Genomic DNA, 15,966 nt, shown 5'->3' on the forward strand with positions numbered 1-15,966 from the left:
CCGCTCACCTCAGCCTGCTGGAGGCGAGGATGGACACCAGGTGCAGCACGGTCTGCAGCACGGCGATGCCGGCGAGCACGGCGGTGCCGAGCCGGGTGAAGAACAGGTCGCCGTGGATCTGGTCCAGGACCGCTAGGACCAGGATCAGGAGCGAGGCCTCGATGCCGAGGATCAGCCGGTGGAACTTGAGCGCCGAGGCGGCCCGGCGGGCCAGCGCCATGCCGGAGGAGCGCGGCTCGGACGCCGCCTCCTTGACCGGCGCCATGCCGGCCTGGTGCCGGGCGACACCGACGAGGTCGGTCTCGGCCTTGATCAGGATCGCGCCGAGCGCGGCGAGGGTGCCGAGGAAGGCCCACAGCCAGTCGATACGGCCCGTGCCCCACAGGTCGGCGGCGCGCAGGCCGAGGCCGACCAGGACGGCAGCGTCGGTCAGGTACGCACCGACGCGGTCCAGGTAGACCCCGCCGAGCGAGTACTGCTTCTTCCAGCGGGCGATCTCGCCGTCGACGCAGTCCAGCAGCAGGTACAGCTGGGTGGCGACCACGCCGAGCACGGCGCCCGCGATCCCCGGCACCAGCAGGGCCGGGGCCGCGAGCACACCGCAGACGGTCATCAGGTACGTGAGCTGGTTGGGCGTGACCCTGGTGTTCACCAGGTAGCGGTCGACGCGCAGGGACACCTCGCGCATGTAGAGGCGTCCCGCCCAGTGCTCACCGCTGCGCCGGTCCTTCACCCCGGCGGGGTGGACGACCGGTCGGAGTTCAGCTACCGATGGCCTTGACATAGTCGGCGTAGATGTCCTTGATCTGGTTCGTCTTGAGGTCGAGGTGCTCGAGGATCGTGTAGCGGCCGGGTCTGGTCTCCGGAGCGAACTCCACGGCGCGGACGAACTCGTCCAGCGTGAAGCCGATCTCCTCCGGCAGCACCGGAAGCCCGTGCCGACGCAGCACCTCGGCCATGTACACCGACTCCTCGTGCGCTCCGCGCAGGTACATCGCGAAGGCGGCACCGAGCCCGCACTGCTCGCCGTGGCTCGCGGCGCGCTTGGGGAAGAGCAGGTCGAAGGCGTGGTTGATCTCGTGGCAGGAGCCCGAGGCGGGCCGGGAGTCACCCGAGATCGACATGGAGATACCGGTGAGGACCAGCGCCTCGGCGAGCACCTGGAGGAAGTCGTTGTCGCCGATGCCGCCGGGGTGCCGGAGCACCGCCTCGCCGGCCTGGCGGGCCATGGCCGCGGCCAGACCGTCGATCTTCTCGCCGTTGACGCGGTTGGACAGCTCCCAGTCCGCGACCGAGTTGATGTTGGAGATCGCGTCGCCGATGCCGGAGCGCACGAAGCGCGCCGGTGCCTCGCGGATCACGTCCAGGTCGATGAGGACGGCGATCGGGTTCGGCACACCGTAGGAGCCGCGGCCGGCGTCGTTGTCGAGCGTGGCGACCGGCGAGCACAGGCCGTCGTGCGCGAGATTCGTCGGCACGGCGACCAGGGGCAGGCCGACACGCGCCGCGGCGAACTTGGCGCAGTCGATGATCTTGCCGCCACCGAGACCCACGACGGCGTCGAAGTGGCCGGCCTTCATGTCGCCGGCCAGCCGGATCGCGTCGTCGAGGGTGCCGCCGCCGACCTCGTACCAGGTGGCGCCGGGCAGCGAGGGGGCGATGCGCTCGCGCAGCTTGGCGCCGGAGCCGCCGCTGACGGCGACGGCGAGCCGGCCCGACTGCGAGATCCGCTCGTCGGCGAGCACTCCGGCCAGGTCGTCGAGGGCACCCGGGCGGATGTCCACGACGACCGGCGACGGAATGAGCCGCGTCAGTACTGGCACGCGATCTCCCGTCCGCGGGCGAGGTCGTCGTGGTTGTCGATCTCGACCCACTGGACGTCACCGATCGGCGCGACGTCGATCTTGAAGCCGCGGTTCACCAGCTCCTGGTACCCGTGCTCGTAGAACTGCTGCGGGTCGGTCTCCCAGACCGTCTTCAGCGCGTCGGCCAGGTCGGGAGCGGCGTCGCCCTCGATCAGGGTGACACCGATGTACTCGCCGGTCGCCTCGGCCGGGTCCATCAGCTTGGTGATCTTCTGGACGCCCTTGGCGGGGTCGACGACGACCTTCATCTCCTCGTCGGCGAGGGACTTCACGGTGTCCAGCGCGAGGATGATCTTCTTGCCGTCGCCGCGGGCGGCGAGCAGCGTCTTCTCGACGGAGACCGGGTGCACCGTGTCGCCGTTGGCGAGGATCACACCGTCCTTGAGGGCGTCACGGCCGCACCACAGGGAGTAGGCGTTGTTCCACTCCTCGGCCTTGTCGTTGTCGATGAGGGTCAGCTTGAGGCCGTACTTCGCCTCCAGCGCCTCCTTGCGCTCGTACACGGCCTCCTTGCGGTAGCCGACGATGATCGCCACCTCGGTCAGGCCGATCTCGGCGAAGTTGCCGAGAGTGAGGTCGAGCACCGTGATCGAGTCCTCTATGCCCGCGGGGCCCACCGGCACGAGTGCCTTGGGAAGGCTGTCGGTGTAGGGGCGCAGACGCCGTCCGGCGCCGGCCGCCAGCACGAGGCCGATCATGCGGGTTCTCCTTCATCGTGTACGGCGGGTGCCCCTGCGGACACCCAGAAGCGGATGCTCTCGATGAGCACCACCAGGGCGACGACCACGGCGAGGACCGTGAGCGCGACCTTGAACTGCGAGGCGGTGAGCACCGCCGCGAGGACGGTGACGAGCACCGTCCGCCCCTCCTGGCCCCCGATGGCACGTACCAGCCAGGCCGGGGGCGCTCCGGCGTTGCCGCGGATGCGGTACACCGTGTCGTAGTGATGGTAGGCGACGGCGGCCACCAGGCCGAAAGCCGCAGGAAGGGCTCCGTTTACCCCTGCTTTGCTTGCGAGGACGAGCACCGTACCGTACTCGGCGGCCCGGAACAGCGGGGGGATCAGCCAGTCCAGGGCGCCCTTGAGGGGGCTGTACAGCGCCCGGCCGGAGGCGACGGCGTAGACCACGGCACCGGCGACAGGTGCCCAGGTCAGCCCGGAGAAGAGAGAGACGGCGAGGACGGCCGTGCCGCCCAGGGCCACCAGCAGCGGGCCACCGAGGAGGCCACGCGTGACACGCGACACGTACGAGGCGAGCGGTCCGTTGTCGGCGAGGTCCGCCAGCGCCTGCGCGGCCCGGTCGGTGCTCCCCCAGTGCTTAACGCCTGGGGGGACCCCCACCGCCCTGCGGGTCACCGAGCGCAGCACGCGGCCGGCCGTGGTGTAGGTCGCGGCGAAGGCGCACCCGGCGAGGAGCACGTAGAAGGTGATGCGGGGGGTGGTGAACGCGGTGAGGACGGCGATCATGGCCCAGCGTTCGCCGATCGGCAGGACGATCATCCGCCGCAGCCAGACCGTCCAGCCGACGCTGTCCAGCTTGTCGGAGAGGGCGGCGGTGGGGCTGGTGTTGGCGGTGGCGTCGTGGTTGGCCTCGTTGAAGGAGAAGTCCACGACGTGCCGGCAGGTCTGCAGGATCATCGCGCCGAGGGCGAGGGCCCACACGTCGTCGCCGCCGCGGGCCGCGCCGAGGGCGAGTCCCGCGTAGTAGGCGTACTCCTTGGCCCGGTCGAAGGTGGCGTCCAGCCAGGCGCCGAGCGTGGAGTACTTCAGGGCGTAGCGGGCGAGCTGGCCGTCGGTGCAGTCAAGGACGAACGAGGCGATCAGCAGCACGCCGGCCGCGACGAACCCGGCGCGGGTGCCGGTCGCCGCGCAGCCCGCCGCTATCAGCGCGGTGAGCAGCGAGGCGGTGGTGACCTGGTTGGGGGTCAGGCCCCGGCGGGCGCACCAGCGGGCGATGTAGCGCGAGTACGGGCTGATGAAGAACGTGGTGAAGAAGCCGTCGCGCGACTTCACGGCCGACTTCAGGCGTATGGCCTCGTCGTCGACGGCGGCGACGGCCTGCCGGACCTCGTTGCGGGCCTGCGGGTCCTCCGGCACGGCAGCCACCAGGCTGCCCAGCTCGGGACGGTGGACCGCGCTGCCGTCGGCGTCGAGGGCGGTGACCATGCGGTCGGCGACGCTGTCGACTCCCCCCACGCTCGACTTCGCTCGCGCGGGGGCGCCCCCATGGGCCGTACCGCCGTCGGCGGAGGTCTCGCGGGCCAGGGCCCGGGTCAGCGCCTGCCGGGCGGCGGGCTGTGCGGTGACGGCGCCGGGGACGGCGGCGAGCGGGAAGCGCGGGTCGGTGAGGCCGAGGCGCAGGGCGTGCAGGTGGCCGACGAAGCGGGCGTCGACCAGGGCCACGCGCCGGTCGGCCGGGACGGCCGCGAGCAGACTCTCCGCCTCGGAGGCGTCGGTGGCCGCGCGCACGTCGAAGCCGAGAGACCGCAGATCGTTCTCGAGCGACGATCCGGGCACCGGCTGACCGGTGACGATGGCGGTCGACAACCGAACTCACTCCCTGGGTGCCGGCGTGGCGGCGCCGGTCTTCTGCGTGGTTGGGGCGCCCCTGCCTGCGGCTCCCGGGCGGCATGTCGGCGAAGGGTATCCGATGGACTCGATCCCTTGTTCACCGGCCGTTCACGGTCCGGCCCACGGGGGCTGCCCAGGCCTTTGCCGCGATCATCATCGGTGATCCGGGGCCCGCCCCACAAACCGTGGCCCCAGACCCGGGCATCAGGGACATGCGGACGGGGCGGCATAGGGTGGGCGACCATGACGTGGCTGATCACCGGCGGAGCCGGATACATCGGGTCGCATGTGGCACGTGCCATGACGGGCGCCGGAGAGAGCGTCGTGGCGCTCGACGACCTGTCGGCCGCCGTGCCCTCGCGCCTCCCCGCGGACGTCCCGCTCGTCGAGGGTTCGACGATGGACGGCGACCTGCTGAAGCGGGTCTTCGCGGACTACGGCGTGACGGGTGTCGTCCATCTCGCGGCGCGCAAGCAGGTCGCCGAGTCCGTGGCCCAGCCCACCCGCTACTACCGGGAGAACGTGGGCGGCCTGGCCACTCTGCTGGACGCGACGGCCGAGGCCGGCGTCGGCCGGCTGCTGTTCTCCTCGTCGGCGGCCGTGTACGGCAACCCGGACGTGGACCTGATCACCGAGGACACCCCGTGCGCGCCGGTGAACCCGTACGGCGAGACCAAGCTCACCGGGGAGTGGCTGGTGCGGGCGGCGGGAGCCGCGCACGGAATCTCCACGGTGTGCCTGCGCTACTTCAACGTGGCGGGCGCGGCCGCGCCGGAACTGTCGGACACGGGTGTGTTCAACATCGTGCCGATGGTCTTCGACCGGCTCACCCGCGACGACGCCCCGCGGATCTTCGGTGCCGACTATCCGACGCCGGACGGCACCTGCATCCGTGACTACATTCACGTGGCCGACCTCGCCGAGGCGCATCTCGCGGCGGCCCGGCGGCTCTCCGACGGCGACCTGACCGGCGATCTGACGCTGAACATCGGCCGCGGCGAGGGCGTCTCGGTGCGCGAGCTGATCACGGTCATCGGTGAGGTCACCGGCGACCGGCGGGCGCCGCTGGTGGAGGCGCGTCGCCCGGGGGACGCGCCGCGCGCGGTCGCCTCGGCCGAGCGGGCCGCCGAGACACTGGGGTGGCGGGCCCGGCGCGGGGTACGCGAGATGGTGGAGTCGGCCTGGCAGGGCTGGCAGCTGCACCACGGCAAGTGAGTCGGCAACGCCCTGACCAGCGGTTCGTTTACGCAGGTCAGGGCACATGACAACGGTGTTCAGTGCCGCGTTGCCCGATACCCCCCGCCCGTAGTTCACTGTCAGCTCGGAAGCAACACGGAAGGGCGGACATCTCATGGGGGCAGGGCACGACCACGGGCATACGCACAGCCATGTGCCGCCCACAGGTACGGCCGCGGCCGCGTACCGTGGCCGGCTGCGCGTGGCGTTGGGCATCACGCTCATGGTCATGGTGGTCGAGATCGCCGGCGGTCTTCTCGCGGACTCGCTCGCCCTGATCGCGGACGCGGCCCACATGGCGACCGACGCGGTGGGTCTGGGCATGGCGCTGCTCGCCATCCACTTCGCGAACCGCCCGCCGAGCACCAACCGCACCTTCGGCTACGCCCGTGCCGAGATCCTCGCCGCCCTGGCCAACTGTCTGCTGCTGCTCTGCGTCGGCGGCTACGTCCTGTACGAGGCGATCCAGCGGTTCGTCACGCCCGCGGAGACCCGGGGCGGCCTGATGATCGTGTTCGGCTTCATCGGCCTGATCGCGAACACCGTGTCGCTCACCCTGCTGATGCGCGGGCAGAAGGAGAGCCTGAACGTGCGTGGCGCCTTCCTGGAGGTGGCCGCGGACGCGCTGGGCTCGCTGGCGGTGCTGATCTCCGCGACCGTGATCCTCACCACGGGCTGGCAGGCGGCCGACCCGATCGCCTCGCTCGTCATCGGACTGATGATCGTGCCGAGGACGCTGAAGCTGCTGCGCGAGACGCTGGACGTGCTGCTGGAGGCGGCCCCCAAGGACGTCGACATGGCGGAGGTGCGGGCGCACATCCTGGCCCTGGACGGGGTGGAGGACGTGCACGATCTGCACGCCTGGACGATCACCTCGGGCCTGCCCGTGCTGTCCGCGCACGTGGTGGTCAGCTCGGAGGTGCTGAACGCCATCGGGAACGAGAAGATGCTGCACGAGCTGCAGGGTTGCCTGGGCGGCCACTTCGACGTGGAGCACTGCACCTTCCAGCTGGAGCCGGGCGGGCACGCGGAGCACGAAGCACGTCTGTGCCACTGACCGCACACACATTCGTTCGATATTCCCGGAACGGTTCCCGGCTGGGCCCGCCGGGCACGATGACCTACCGGGCCCCACCTCGGTGCCGCCCCCCGCGCGGGACATGCGGACGTGCCGGGAAGTGCCGGGAGTGCCGGATTCGTACGGCAGACTTGGGGCGCGAAGACCGAGGCGAAGGATGGGTATGCCGATCACACCTGCCACCGAGACGCACAGCTCGTCGAACGGCACCGCAGAGGCGATTTTGCTGGAACTGGTCGACGAGAAGGGCGTGACGATCGGCACCGCGGAGAAGCTCGCCGCCCATCAGCCACCGGGACAGCTGCACCGGGCGTTCTCGGTGTTCCTCTTCGACGAGCAGGGCAGACTGCTGCTCCAGCAGCGGGCGCTCGGCAAGTACCACTCCCCCGGTGTGTGGTCCAACACCTGCTGCGGCCACCCCTACCCCGGCGAGGCGCCCTTCGCGGCCGCGGCCCGGCGGACGTACGAGGAGCTGGGCGTGTCGCCGTCGCTGCTGGCGGAGGCGGGCACGGTCCGCTACAACCACCCGGACCCGGCCTCGGGCCTGGTCGAGCAGGAGTTCAACCACCTGTTCGTCGGCCTGGTGCAGACACCGCCCGCGCCGGACTCGGAGGAGGTCGGTCAGACCGCCTTCGTGACGGCGGCCGAGCTGGCGGAGCGGCACGCCCAGGACCCGTTCTCGGCGTGGTTCATGACCGTGCTGGACGCGGCCCGTCCGGCGATCAGGGAGCTGACGGGCGAGTCCGCGGGCTGGTAGTCCCCCGTCAGGCGAGGGTCACGGGCTTGAGCGGCAGGGCGGCCCAGATCACCTTGCCGCCGCTCGCCGTGTGCTCCACGTCGACCACTCCGCCCGCCTCCCGGGCCACCTCGCGGACCAGGAGCAGCCCGCGGCCACCGGTCCGACCATGGTCGGCCTCCAGGGCGGTGGGGCGGTAGGGATGGTTGTCCTCCACCGAGACCCGTACCCACTCGGCCCCGACGGCCACCTCAACGGCGAGCACCGGCGACAGCAGCGCCGCATGCCGGACCGCGTTCGTGACCAGTTCGGAGACGATCAGCAGCAGCCCGTGGACCAGGTCGTCGGAGACCGGTACGCCCTGGCGCAGCAGCAGGTCCCGTACGGCGTGTCGCGCCTGCGGGACCGACGCGTCCACGGCGGCCGCAGTGAACCGCCACACTCCCTCGTACGGCAGTGGATCAGGCGGCCGCTCGGCGCCCCCCGCTGGGCGCGGGTCGTCCCCGCGCCCGTGGTTGTCCATCGTCCGGTCGCCACCCTCGCGCTCGATTGTCACCACACGTCGAGTGTTGGTAACGATCCGCTCCGCACCGAAGGACTGAACACAAGTCAGCGCTTATCGAACGGTTCTGATCGCGTGCGTATGACAACGGCAGTTGTGGGACCACTCCTGTCCCCCTGACGCCGGTTCACGAACTATTCGTGTTGTGGGAAAACTCCCAAAGAGCCCGGCGGAGCCGTCCGGATAGCATCCACCGCATGGATCCCCAGCTGTCGCACCAGGTCGTCGACGCCGTCGCCACGGTCGTCATCCGTCACCCGGCCAAGCGCAACGCCATGACGGCCGCGATGTGGCGAGCCATGCCGCCGCTGCTGGCCCGGCTGGCGGGAGACCCGGACGTACGGGCGCTGGTGCTCACCGGGGAGGGCGCGACCTTCTGCGCGGGCGCGGACATCTCCACGCTCCAGGGCTCGCCCGCCGAGGCGCAGGGGCTGGCCGTGGCGGCCGAGGAGGCCCTCGCCGCGTTTCCCAAGCCGACGCTCGCCGCGATCCGCGGCCACTGCGTGGGCGGCGGAGCCCAGCTCGCCGCGGCCTGCGATCTTCGGCTGGCCGAGGAGGGCGCACTGTTCGGGGTGACGCCGGCGAAGCTCGGGATCGTGTACCCGGCCTCGTCCACCCGGCGGCTGGTCTCGCTGGTGGGACCGGCCACCGCCAAGTACCTGCTGTTCTCGGCCGAATTGATCGACACCCAGCGGGCGCTGCGCACCGGGCTCGTGGACGAGGTGCTGCCCGAGGGCGAACTGGACAAGCGGGTGGCCGAGTTGGCCCGGATCCTGGTGTCGCGCTCCCAGCTCACCCAGGCCGCCGCGAAGGAGTTCGCGAACGGCCGCACCGACCGGGACGCCCACTGGGCGGAGCAGGCACGCGGCAGCGGCGACACCGCGGAGGGGGTCGCCGCGTTCCTGGAGCGCAGGCAGCCGCGCTTCACCTGGAGCGTGTCTACACCAGAGTGAAGCGGCTGTGGGTGCGGAACTCCTCCACGAGGTGCGCGGGCGCCTTGTCCGGGGAGCCGGCGTCGTACGGCGGCTGCGGGTCGTACTCGATCAGCAGCTGGACGGCCTGGGCGTGTTCGTCGCCGGCGATCCTGCCGACCAGGGTGAGGCCCATGTCGATGCCCGAGGAGACGCCGGCGGCGGTGACGTACTTGCCGTCGGTGACGACCCGCTCCCCCGTCGGTTCGGCGCCGAACTCCTTCAGAAGGTCCAGCGCGAGCCAGTGACTGGTGGCGCGCCGGCCCCTCAGCAGGCCCGCGGCGCCGAGCAGCAGCGAGCCCGAGCACACCGAGGTCGTCCAGGTGCTCGTCGCGTCGACGGCGCGCAGCCAGTCCAGCAGGGCCTGGTTCTTCAGCTGGTCGAAGGTGCCGGGGCCGCCGGGGACCACCACGATGTCGGGGTTGGGCACCTCGTGCAGGGCCTTGTCCGCGGTGACGGCGAGAAAGCCGGTGTCGGTGCGTACGGGGCCGGGCTGCTCGGCGACGAAGTCGACCCGCGCGTCCGGGAGATGACTGAGGACCTCGTAGGGTCCCACGATGTCCAGGGCGGTGAAGCGGTCGTGGACGAGCAGGGCGATGTGCATGGGGATTCCCTTCACTGGGCGCGTTCCGGACTCGGTGGCGTACTGCGGTTTCAGTGGGCGGATGCCGGATGGAAGCGTCTGCGGTACTCCGCGGGCGGGGTGCCGAAGGACCTGACGAAGGCGCGTCGCATGGCTTCGGGGGTGCCGTAGCCGCTGGCGCGGGAGATCTCCTCCACGCCGTCGGACGTGTCCTCCAGGAGCCGGCGGGCGTGTTCGAGGCGGACGCGGTCGACGTAGCGGCCGGGTGTCGTACCGGTCTCCTCGCGGAAGGCGCGGGCGAAGTGGCGGGGCGAGAGCCGGGCGCGGGCGGCGAGGGACTCGACGGTCAGGTCGTCGGCGGGGTGTTCGGTGATCCATCGCTGGACCTCCCGGAGGGGTTCGCGCTGCGCGGTCTGGGCGGCGAGCTGGGCGCTGAACTGCGCCTGGTTGCCGGGCCGGCGCAGGAAGACCACCAGGTGCCGGGCGACGAAGAGCGCGACGTCCCGGTCCAGGTCCTCCTCGACGAGGGCCAGGGCGAGGTCGATGCCGGAGGTCACGCCCGCCGAGGTGGAGACGTGTCCGTCGCGTACGTAGATCGGCTCGGGCTCCACCACCACGGCCGGGTGGTCGCGGGCGAGCTTGTCGCAGTGGGCCCAGTGGGTCGTCGCGCGGCGGCCGTCGAGCAGGCCCGCGGCGGCGAGCAGGATCGACCCGGTGCAGACGGAGACGAGGCGCCGCGCGCGCGGGCCGTGCGTGCGCAGCCACTCGACCAGCCGCGGATCGGGGCTGCGGGTGCCCGCACCGCCGGGGACCAGCAGGGTGTGCGGGGCGGAGACCTCTGTGAGCGCCTCGTCCGGTACGAGGGTGAGGCCGCTGGAGGTGCGCACCGGGCCGCCGTCCAGGGAGGCCGTGCGCAGGCGGTACGTCCCCGGCGTGTGGTGCTCGGCGCCGGCGAACACCTCGACGGGGCCGGTGACGTCGAGGCTCTGCACGCCGTCGAACAGGACGAAGAGGAGGGTGCGCTGCGGCATGTCTCGATTCTTCGAGAACCGGCACATGGCCGCAATGACGGGTTCCCCACCTTTTCTGCCACGCGGCAGGAACCGGGCCCGGCTTCCGGGTGCGGCGGCCCGCCACGTGCCGCCCTGATCCCCAGTTGTCGGTGTCACCTGCCACAATTGCCGCGCAACCTCAGTGGAGAAGGCGGTACGGGATCGTGACGACACCCCTCGTAGGGTCCATCGAAGGCAGGATCGCCGAGGAGCTCGGCGTACGGGAGCGGCAGGTGAAGGCCGCGGTGGAGCTGCTCGACGGCGGCTCGACGGTGCCCTTCATCGCCCGCTACCGCAAGGAAGCGACCGAGATGCTCGACGACGCGCAGCTGCGCACGCTCGAGGAGCGGCTGCGCTATCTGCGGGAGCTGGAGGAGCGGCGGACCGCGATCCTGGAGTCGGTGCGCGAGCAGGGCAAGCTCACCGAGGAGCTGGAGGCCCAGATCCGCGGCGCCGAGACCAAGGCGCGGCTCGAGGACATCTACCTGCCCTACAAGCCCAAGCGGCGCACCAAGGCACAGATCGCGCGGGAGGCGGGGCTGGAGCCGCTCGCCGAGGGACTGCTGGGCGACCCGGCGGTCGAGCCGCTGGCCGCTGCTGCCGCGTTCGTGAACGCCGACAAGGGCGTCGCCGATCCGCAGGCCGCACTGGAGGGCGCGCGGGCGATCCTGACCGAGCGGTTCTCGGAGGACGCCGACCTGATCGGCGAGGTGCGCGAGCGCATGTGGGTGCGCGGGCGGCTGGCCGCCAAGGTGCGGGACGGCAAGGAGGAGGCGGGCGCCAAGTTCGCCGACTACTTCGACTTCGCCGAGCCGTTCACCGAGCTGCCCTCGCACCGCGTCCTGGCGCTGCTGCGCGGCGAGAAGGAGGACGTCCTCGATCTCGTCCTGGAGCCGGAGGAGGCCACGGAGGGCCCGTCCTCGTACGAGGGGATCATCGCCCACCGATTCGGGATCGCCGACCGGGGCCGCCCCGCCGACAAGTGGCTGACGGACACGGTCCGCTGGGCCTGGCGCACCCGCATCCTGGTGCACCTCGGCATCGACCTGCGCCTGAGGCTGCGTACGGCGGCCGAGGACGAGGCGGTGAACGTGTTCGCGGCGAACCTGCGCGACCTGCTGCTGGCCGCCCCGGCCGGCACGCGCTCGACGCTCGGCCTGGACCCCGGCTTCCGTACGGGCGTGAAGGTCGCCGTGGTCGACGCCACCGGCAAGGTCGTCGCCACGGACGTGATCTACCCGCACGTCCCGGCCAACAAGTGGGACGAGGCGATCGCCAAGCTGGCCCGGCTGGCGAAGGAGCACGCGGTCGACCTGGTCGCCATCGGCAACGGCACGGCGTCCCGGGAGACCGACAAACTCGCCGGTGAACTGATCTCCAAGCACCCGGAGTTGAAGCTCACCAAGGTCATGGTGTCCGAGGCGGGCGCGTCCGTGTACTCGGCGTCGCAGTACGCCTCGCAGGAACTGCCCGACATGGACGTCTCGCTGCGCGGCGCGGTCTCCATCGCGCGCCGGCTGCAGGACCCGCTGGCCGAGCTGGTGAAGATCGACCCGAAGTCCATCGGTGTCGGCCAGTACCAGCACGACCTGTCCGAGGTGAAGCTGTCCCGCTCGCTGGACGCGGTCGTCGAGGACTGTGTGAACGGCGTCGGTGTGGACGTCAACACCGCGTCCGTGCCGCTGCTCTCGCGGGTGTCCGGCATCTCCTCGGGCCTGGCCGAGAACATCGTCGCGCACCGGGACACGAACGGGCCGTTCTCGTCGCGCTCCGAGCTGAAGAAGGTGGCGCGGCTCGGCCCGAAGGCGTACGAGCAGTGCGCGGGCTTCCTGCGCATCCGCGACGGCGCCGACCCGCTGGACGCCTCCAGCGTGCACCCGGAGGCGTACCCGGTGGTGCGGCGCATGGTGAAGACCTCGGGCCAGGAGGTCGCCTCCCTCATCGGCAACACCGGTGTGCTGCGCTCGCTGCGCCCTGCGGACTTCGTGGACGACACCTTCGGTCTGCCGACCGTCTCCGACATCCTCAAGGAGCTGGAGAAGCCGGGGCGCGACCCGCGGCCCGCCTTCAAGACGGCCACCTTCAAGGAGGGCGTGGAGAAGATCTCCGACCTGTCCGCCGGGATGGTCCTGGAGGGCGTGGTCACCAATGTGGCGGCCTTCGGCGCGTTCGTGGACATCGGTGTGCACCAGGACGGTCTGGTGCACGTCTCGGCGATGTCGAAGACGTTCGTGAAGGACCCGCGGGACGTGGCCAAGCCCGGTGACATCGTCAAGGTGAAGGTCCTCGACGTGGACATCCCGCGCAAGCGGATCGCGCTGACGCTGCGGCTGGACGACGAGGCCGCGCCGCAGGGGCAGGGCGGCAAGCAGCAGCGGGGCGGCGGTTCCCGGCCGCCTCAGCAGCGGCAGGGCGGCCAGGGCCAGCGGCAGGGCGGTCAGGGCCAGGGCCAGCGGCAGGGCCGCGGCGGTGACCGGGGCGGGCGTCAGGCGCCGGCGCCGGCCAACAGCGCCATGGCGGACGCGCTGCGGCGGGCGGGACTGCTGAACCCGAAGGACGGACGCCGCTGAGCCGGGGCTCCGCCGCTGGCCCGTCTGCCGGCCGCCCGCCCGTCCGGGTGGGCTGAGAAGCACCCTCACGGGGCTTCGCCCCGGACCCCGGCGGGGACGCGTTCGTGCGTCCTCGCCGGGTCCGCGTCGGGGCAGCTTCGTCGCTCCGCGCCGCGAGTTGGCCTCCCCTCCCCGCACGAAGAATTCCGTGCACCGGAATCACCCGATCACCAGACTGATCCCATGACTGGATCAGATCCCAAGGCCGACCTCCAGGTGTATCTGCAGGACGCCCGTGACGTGTTGCTGTGGAAGCTGGAGGGCCTGTCGGAGTACGACGTCCGGCGTCCGCTGACCCCGACCGGGACCAATCTGCTGGGCCTGGTCAAGCACCTCACCGGCGCCGAGGCGCTGTACTTCGGGGCCTGTTTCGGGCGGCCCTTCGCCGGTGCACCCCTGTGGATCACCGGGGACGCCGAGCCGGACGCCGATCTGTGGGCGCGGCCGGACGAGAGCCGCGAGGAGATCGTCGGGCGGTACCGGAAGGCGTGGGCGCACTCCGACGAGACGATCGTCTCGCTGCCGCTGGACGCGGTCGGCCGGCTGCCGGGGGATGCGGGCACCGAGCTGACGCTGCACCGGATCCTCACGCACATGATCGCCGAGTCCCAGCGGCACGCCGGGCACGCCGACGTCGTGCGGGAGTTGATCGACGGGTCCGTGGGGCAGCGGCGGAACGGCCTCAACACGGCGCCGTTCGATCCCGAGCACGTCGAGCGGGTCGAGCGGGCGGCGAAGGAGGCCGGGCAGCAGGACAGGTGAACGGCGGACGGCGGGATCAAGTACGTTCGCCGCCGCGTCTCCGCAGCCTCCGCACACGCGGATACCGTTCGCGTCGTGAGAGTGCGGGGGACACAACTTCTCGCGGTCGGAGTCCTGTTGGCCGCGACCACGGCGTGCGGCGGTGGCGTCGGCTCGGCGACACCACCGCCCGCCGCCGTGGCGACGTCGGCCTCCCCAGAGGGCGATCCCGTCGGGCGCCCTGGCGGTTCACCCGTCCCGGCCGGGAAACCGACGCCGAGCCGTACGACGCCCGGCCGCACAGCGGCTCCCGCGAACGGACCGGCCCGCGCGACGGCGGCCGCTGCGCCCCGCGTATCCGCCTGTGCCGCGAGGGACCTCACGGCATCGGAGGGACGCACCGGCCTGCCGGCCGGCCGCGGATCCGGCTGGTTCGGCACCCCGATCCAGCTGCGCAACCGCTCCGGCTCGGCGTGCCGCCTGCGCGGCTGGCCCGGTCTCACCTTCTTCGGTGACCAGACCCTACGTGTCTGCGCCAAGGGCGACCCGTCACCGTCCTGCGGCAAGCCGGCGAGCAGGTCGGGAACCCGCCCCTTCGCGATCACCCGGTCTTCCACTCACGGCGTTCCCGACATCGTGCTGGCCCCGGGGCACTCGACCTCGTTCACGCTGGTCTGGCAGGGGTCCTACTTGTGCGGCACCCTGGTGGACGCACCTTACGGAGTCGACATTCGGATACCGGGCGGCTCCGGTGCGCTGACCCTGCTTCCCGCTGCGCAGCTCTCCCCCTGTGAGGGCCGCATCGAGGTCACCCCGTTCGGAGTGGTCGGCTGACCGGTCCGGGCGGTCACCTCGGTGTGGGCTCCGTCAGCCGCCGTTCCAGGTCCCGCAGGTCCTTGCCGATGGACGAGCGGACCTTTCTGGCCATCACCGGGGCGGCCAGGCGGTAGAGGGAGCCCGCGTCGCCGCGGACCCGGATGCGGGCCAGGGTGCCCCGCGGGTGCTCGTCGAAGGCGTAGGTGACGTGCATGGGCAGGGGCCCCGCGACCGACACCATGTCCAGCAGCCCGGGCGGCTCGTGCGCGGCGACCCGCAGGACGTAGTCGATGCGCCGGCCGAGGAAGTGGGCGGTGCGGGTGACCTCGGCGCCGACGCCGAAGCCGCCTGCGGCCGCCGCCCTGGTCAGCTCCGCGGTGCGGATTCCCTGGGTCCACTCCGGATCGTGGCGCCAGTCCATGGCGTACGCGGCCACCCGCTCGGGCGGCAGCGCGATGACACGTTCCGCCGTCTCGTCGATCGTCATACCGCTCTCTCGACCTCCCCGCGGGACTCCGCCCTCCCGGCGGTCAGCCGTTCCACCCAGGATTGCGTCCACTGGCGCCGAGCGCCCGCTGGAAGGCCGGGGCGTCCCCCGGTACCGGCACGGCCTGGGCGTATCCGCCGTTGCCCCGGACCTGCTCGGCGATCTGCTCGACCACACCGAGCGTGATCCGCCCGGTCTCGTCGCTGACGCCGAACGGCTGACCGGTGGCGCGTGCCAGGTCCCAGCCGTGCAGGGCGAGTTCCTGCAGCGTGATGGAGACGGCGACGGTGGCAGGCATCTCCCCCGGGCCGAACTCCGTCGTCCCTTCGTAGGCGGCGGGGTCGGACCAGGCCACCGCGGCGAGCCCCGCGGAGTCGGCCAGCGCCCGAGGAGAGACGGCCGGGACGGGGCCGGCACCGGGCTGTGCCTCCTTGCGGGCGGCCCGCGCCGCGGACTGCAGGGTCGAGCCGAGGTGGTCGACGAGTTCGGCGACGGTGAACTTCTCGCACGGAGTGCGGTCCTGAAGCTGTTCGTCCCGGATGCCGGAGGCGATCGCGGCGACGGCGTCGGCGCACTCCCGGATGGCGGGCTGGAACGTGCTGTGCTGGGTGCTCATGGGTTCTCTCCCTGGGGGATCAACGGGTCGGTGAGGTCCGTG

The 15,966-nt window shown here is 71.7% G+C and carries 16 protein-coding genes; 7 read left to right on the forward strand and 9 right to left on the reverse strand.

Annotated features, from left to right (window positions below; all coding sequences use genetic code 11):
* Nucleotides 1-4 precede the first annotated feature (4 nt).
* From ACIRVH_RS28935 to ACIRVH_RS28950, 4 genes are read right to left on the reverse strand one after another with little or no spacing between them, the layout of a single operon-like run.
* On the reverse strand, nt 5-784 hold the full coding sequence (locus ACIRVH_RS28935; protein ID WP_403958906.1) for a CDP-alcohol phosphatidyltransferase family protein: 780 nt from the start codon (nt 782-784) through the stop codon (nt 5-7).
* Nucleotides 762-1,823, reverse strand: a complete 1,062-nt coding sequence (locus ACIRVH_RS28940; protein WP_403958909.1) for an iron-containing alcohol dehydrogenase family protein — start codon at nt 1,821-1,823, stop codon at nt 762-764. Before ACIRVH_RS28940 ends, ACIRVH_RS28935 begins: the two co-directional genes overlap by 23 nt.
* Nucleotides 1,811-2,563 carry a sugar phosphate nucleotidyltransferase gene (locus tag ACIRVH_RS28945; RefSeq protein WP_403958911.1) on the reverse strand — a complete coding sequence of 251 codons (753 nt, stop codon included), beginning with the start codon at nt 2,561-2,563 and terminating at the stop codon, nt 1,811-1,813. Before ACIRVH_RS28945 ends, ACIRVH_RS28940 begins: the two co-directional genes overlap by 13 nt.
* Nucleotides 2,560-4,413 (reverse strand): DUF5941 domain-containing protein, encoded by a 1,854-nt coding sequence (locus ACIRVH_RS28950; protein WP_403958914.1) that lies wholly within the window; start codon nt 4,411-4,413, stop codon nt 2,560-2,562. Before ACIRVH_RS28950 ends, ACIRVH_RS28945 begins: the two co-directional genes overlap by 4 nt.
* Nucleotides 4,414-4,680: 267 nt before the next feature.
* On the opposite strand from ACIRVH_RS28950, the gene galE reads away from it, so the two are divergent.
* The 3 genes from galE to idi all read left to right on the forward strand — a co-directional run bounded on the left by galE (nt 4,681) and on the right by idi (nt 7,508).
* The gene (gene galE / locus ACIRVH_RS28955) at nt 4,681-5,652 is read left to right on the forward strand and encodes a UDP-glucose 4-epimerase GalE (RefSeq protein ID WP_403958917.1); all 972 of its coding nucleotides are present in this window, start codon (nt 4,681-4,683) and stop codon (nt 5,650-5,652) included.
* A gap of 136 nt (nt 5,653-5,788) precedes the next feature.
* Entirely contained in the window at nt 5,789-6,730 is a 942-nt protein-coding gene (locus ACIRVH_RS28960; RefSeq protein WP_403958920.1) for a cation diffusion facilitator family transporter, read from the forward strand.
* Between the two features lie 184 nt (nt 6,731-6,914).
* Complete coding sequence (gene idi, locus ACIRVH_RS28965) at nt 6,915-7,508, forward strand: isopentenyl-diphosphate Delta-isomerase (RefSeq protein ID WP_403958923.1); 594 nt, start codon at nt 6,915-6,917, stop codon at nt 7,506-7,508.
* Between the two features lie 7 nt (nt 7,509-7,515).
* Here the strand turns inward: idi and ACIRVH_RS28970 are convergent, their stop codons facing one another.
* Nucleotides 7,516-8,010, reverse strand: coding sequence for an ATP-binding protein (locus ACIRVH_RS28970; RefSeq protein ID WP_403959172.1), 495 nt, complete (start codon nt 8,008-8,010; stop codon nt 7,516-7,518).
* Between the two features lie 236 nt (nt 8,011-8,246).
* Between ACIRVH_RS28970 and ACIRVH_RS28975 the strand changes: the two genes are divergently transcribed.
* Nucleotides 8,247-9,002 (forward strand): enoyl-CoA hydratase/isomerase family protein, encoded by a 756-nt coding sequence (locus ACIRVH_RS28975; protein ID WP_403958926.1) that lies wholly within the window; start codon nt 8,247-8,249, stop codon nt 9,000-9,002.
* On the opposite strand, the gene ACIRVH_RS28980 is transcribed toward ACIRVH_RS28975, so the two are convergent.
* Together ACIRVH_RS28980 and ACIRVH_RS28985 are read right to left on the reverse strand one after the other, a co-directional pair.
* Nucleotides 8,989-9,624 carry a DJ-1/PfpI family protein gene (locus tag ACIRVH_RS28980; protein WP_403958928.1) on the reverse strand — a complete coding sequence of 212 codons (636 nt, stop codon included), beginning with the start codon at nt 9,622-9,624 and terminating at the stop codon, nt 8,989-8,991. The genes ACIRVH_RS28975 and ACIRVH_RS28980 overlap by 14 nt on opposite strands.
* Nucleotides 9,625-9,674: 50 nt before the next feature.
* Nucleotides 9,675-10,634 (reverse strand): GlxA family transcriptional regulator, encoded by a 960-nt coding sequence (locus ACIRVH_RS28985; RefSeq protein WP_403958930.1) that lies wholly within the window; start codon nt 10,632-10,634, stop codon nt 9,675-9,677.
* 185 nt (nt 10,635-10,819) lie between these two features.
* Here ACIRVH_RS28985 and ACIRVH_RS28990 point away from each other — a divergent pair, with 185 nt between their 5' ends.
* The 3 genes from ACIRVH_RS28990 to ACIRVH_RS29000 all read left to right on the forward strand — a co-directional run bounded on the left by ACIRVH_RS28990 (nt 10,820) and on the right by ACIRVH_RS29000 (nt 14,839).
* Nucleotides 10,820-13,225, forward strand: a complete 2,406-nt coding sequence (locus ACIRVH_RS28990; RefSeq protein WP_403958932.1) for a Tex family protein — start codon at nt 10,820-10,822, stop codon at nt 13,223-13,225.
* A 222-nt stretch (nt 13,226-13,447) separates the two neighbouring features.
* The gene (locus ACIRVH_RS28995; RefSeq protein WP_403958933.1) at nt 13,448-14,026 is read left to right on the forward strand and encodes a DinB family protein; all 579 of its coding nucleotides are present in this window, start codon (nt 13,448-13,450) and stop codon (nt 14,024-14,026) included.
* A 75-nt stretch (nt 14,027-14,101) separates the two neighbouring features.
* On the forward strand, nt 14,102-14,839 hold the full coding sequence (locus ACIRVH_RS29000; protein WP_403958935.1) for a DUF4232 domain-containing protein: 738 nt from the start codon (nt 14,102-14,104) through the stop codon (nt 14,837-14,839).
* Nucleotides 14,840-14,852: 13 nt separating this feature from the next.
* On the opposite strand, the gene ACIRVH_RS29005 is transcribed toward ACIRVH_RS29000, so the two are convergent.
* Both ACIRVH_RS29005 and ACIRVH_RS29010 read right to left on the reverse strand, forming a co-directional pair.
* Nucleotides 14,853-15,308: an SRPBCC family protein gene (locus tag ACIRVH_RS29005; RefSeq protein WP_403958937.1), complete on the reverse strand. Its 456-nt coding sequence runs from the start codon at nt 15,306-15,308 to the stop codon at nt 14,853-14,855.
* A 43-nt stretch (nt 15,309-15,351) separates the two neighbouring features.
* A complete protein-coding gene (locus tag ACIRVH_RS29010; protein WP_403958939.1) occupies nt 15,352-15,924 on the reverse strand; it encodes a TIGR03086 family metal-binding protein in 573 nt (190 codons plus the stop codon).
* Between the last annotated feature and the right edge of the window lie 42 nt (nt 15,925-15,966).

It is taken from the genome of Streptomyces sp. NPDC101165 (assembly GCF_044768135.1).
In the GTDB taxonomy this organism is placed as follows: Bacteria; Actinomycetota; Actinomycetes; order Streptomycetales; family Streptomycetaceae; genus Streptomyces.

Coding starts and splice junctions, on each gene's coding strand:
- ACIRVH_RS28935 (WP_403958906.1), bottom strand. CDS start 784: ATGTCAAGGCCATCGGTAGCTGAACTCCGACCGGTCGTCCACCCCGCC.
- ACIRVH_RS28945 (WP_403958911.1), bottom strand. CDS start 2,563: ATGATCGGCCTCGTGCTGGCGGCCGGCGCCGGACGGCGTCTGCGCCCC.
- galE (WP_403958917.1), top strand. CDS start 4,681: ATGACGTGGCTGATCACCGGCGGAGCCGGATACATCGGGTCGCATGTG.
- ACIRVH_RS28960 (WP_403958920.1), top strand. CDS start 5,789: ATGGGGGCAGGGCACGACCACGGGCATACGCACAGCCATGTGCCGCCC.
- idi (WP_403958923.1), top strand. CDS start 6,915: ATGCCGATCACACCTGCCACCGAGACGCACAGCTCGTCGAACGGCACC.
- ACIRVH_RS28970 (WP_403959172.1), bottom strand. CDS start 8,010: ATGGACAACCACGGGCGCGGGGACGACCCGCGCCCAGCGGGGGGCGCC.
- ACIRVH_RS28975 (WP_403958926.1), top strand. CDS start 8,247: ATGGATCCCCAGCTGTCGCACCAGGTCGTCGACGCCGTCGCCACGGTC.
- ACIRVH_RS28980 (WP_403958928.1), bottom strand. CDS start 9,624: ATGCACATCGCCCTGCTCGTCCACGACCGCTTCACCGCCCTGGACATC.
- ACIRVH_RS28985 (WP_403958930.1), bottom strand. CDS start 10,634: ATGCCGCAGCGCACCCTCCTCTTCGTCCTGTTCGACGGCGTGCAGAGC.
- ACIRVH_RS28995 (WP_403958933.1), top strand. CDS start 13,448: ATGACTGGATCAGATCCCAAGGCCGACCTCCAGGTGTATCTGCAGGAC.
- ACIRVH_RS29005 (WP_403958937.1), bottom strand. CDS start 15,308: ATGACGATCGACGAGACGGCGGAACGTGTCATCGCGCTGCCGCCCGAG.
- ACIRVH_RS29010 (WP_403958939.1), bottom strand. CDS start 15,924: ATGAGCACCCAGCACAGCACGTTCCAGCCCGCCATCCGGGAGTGCGCC.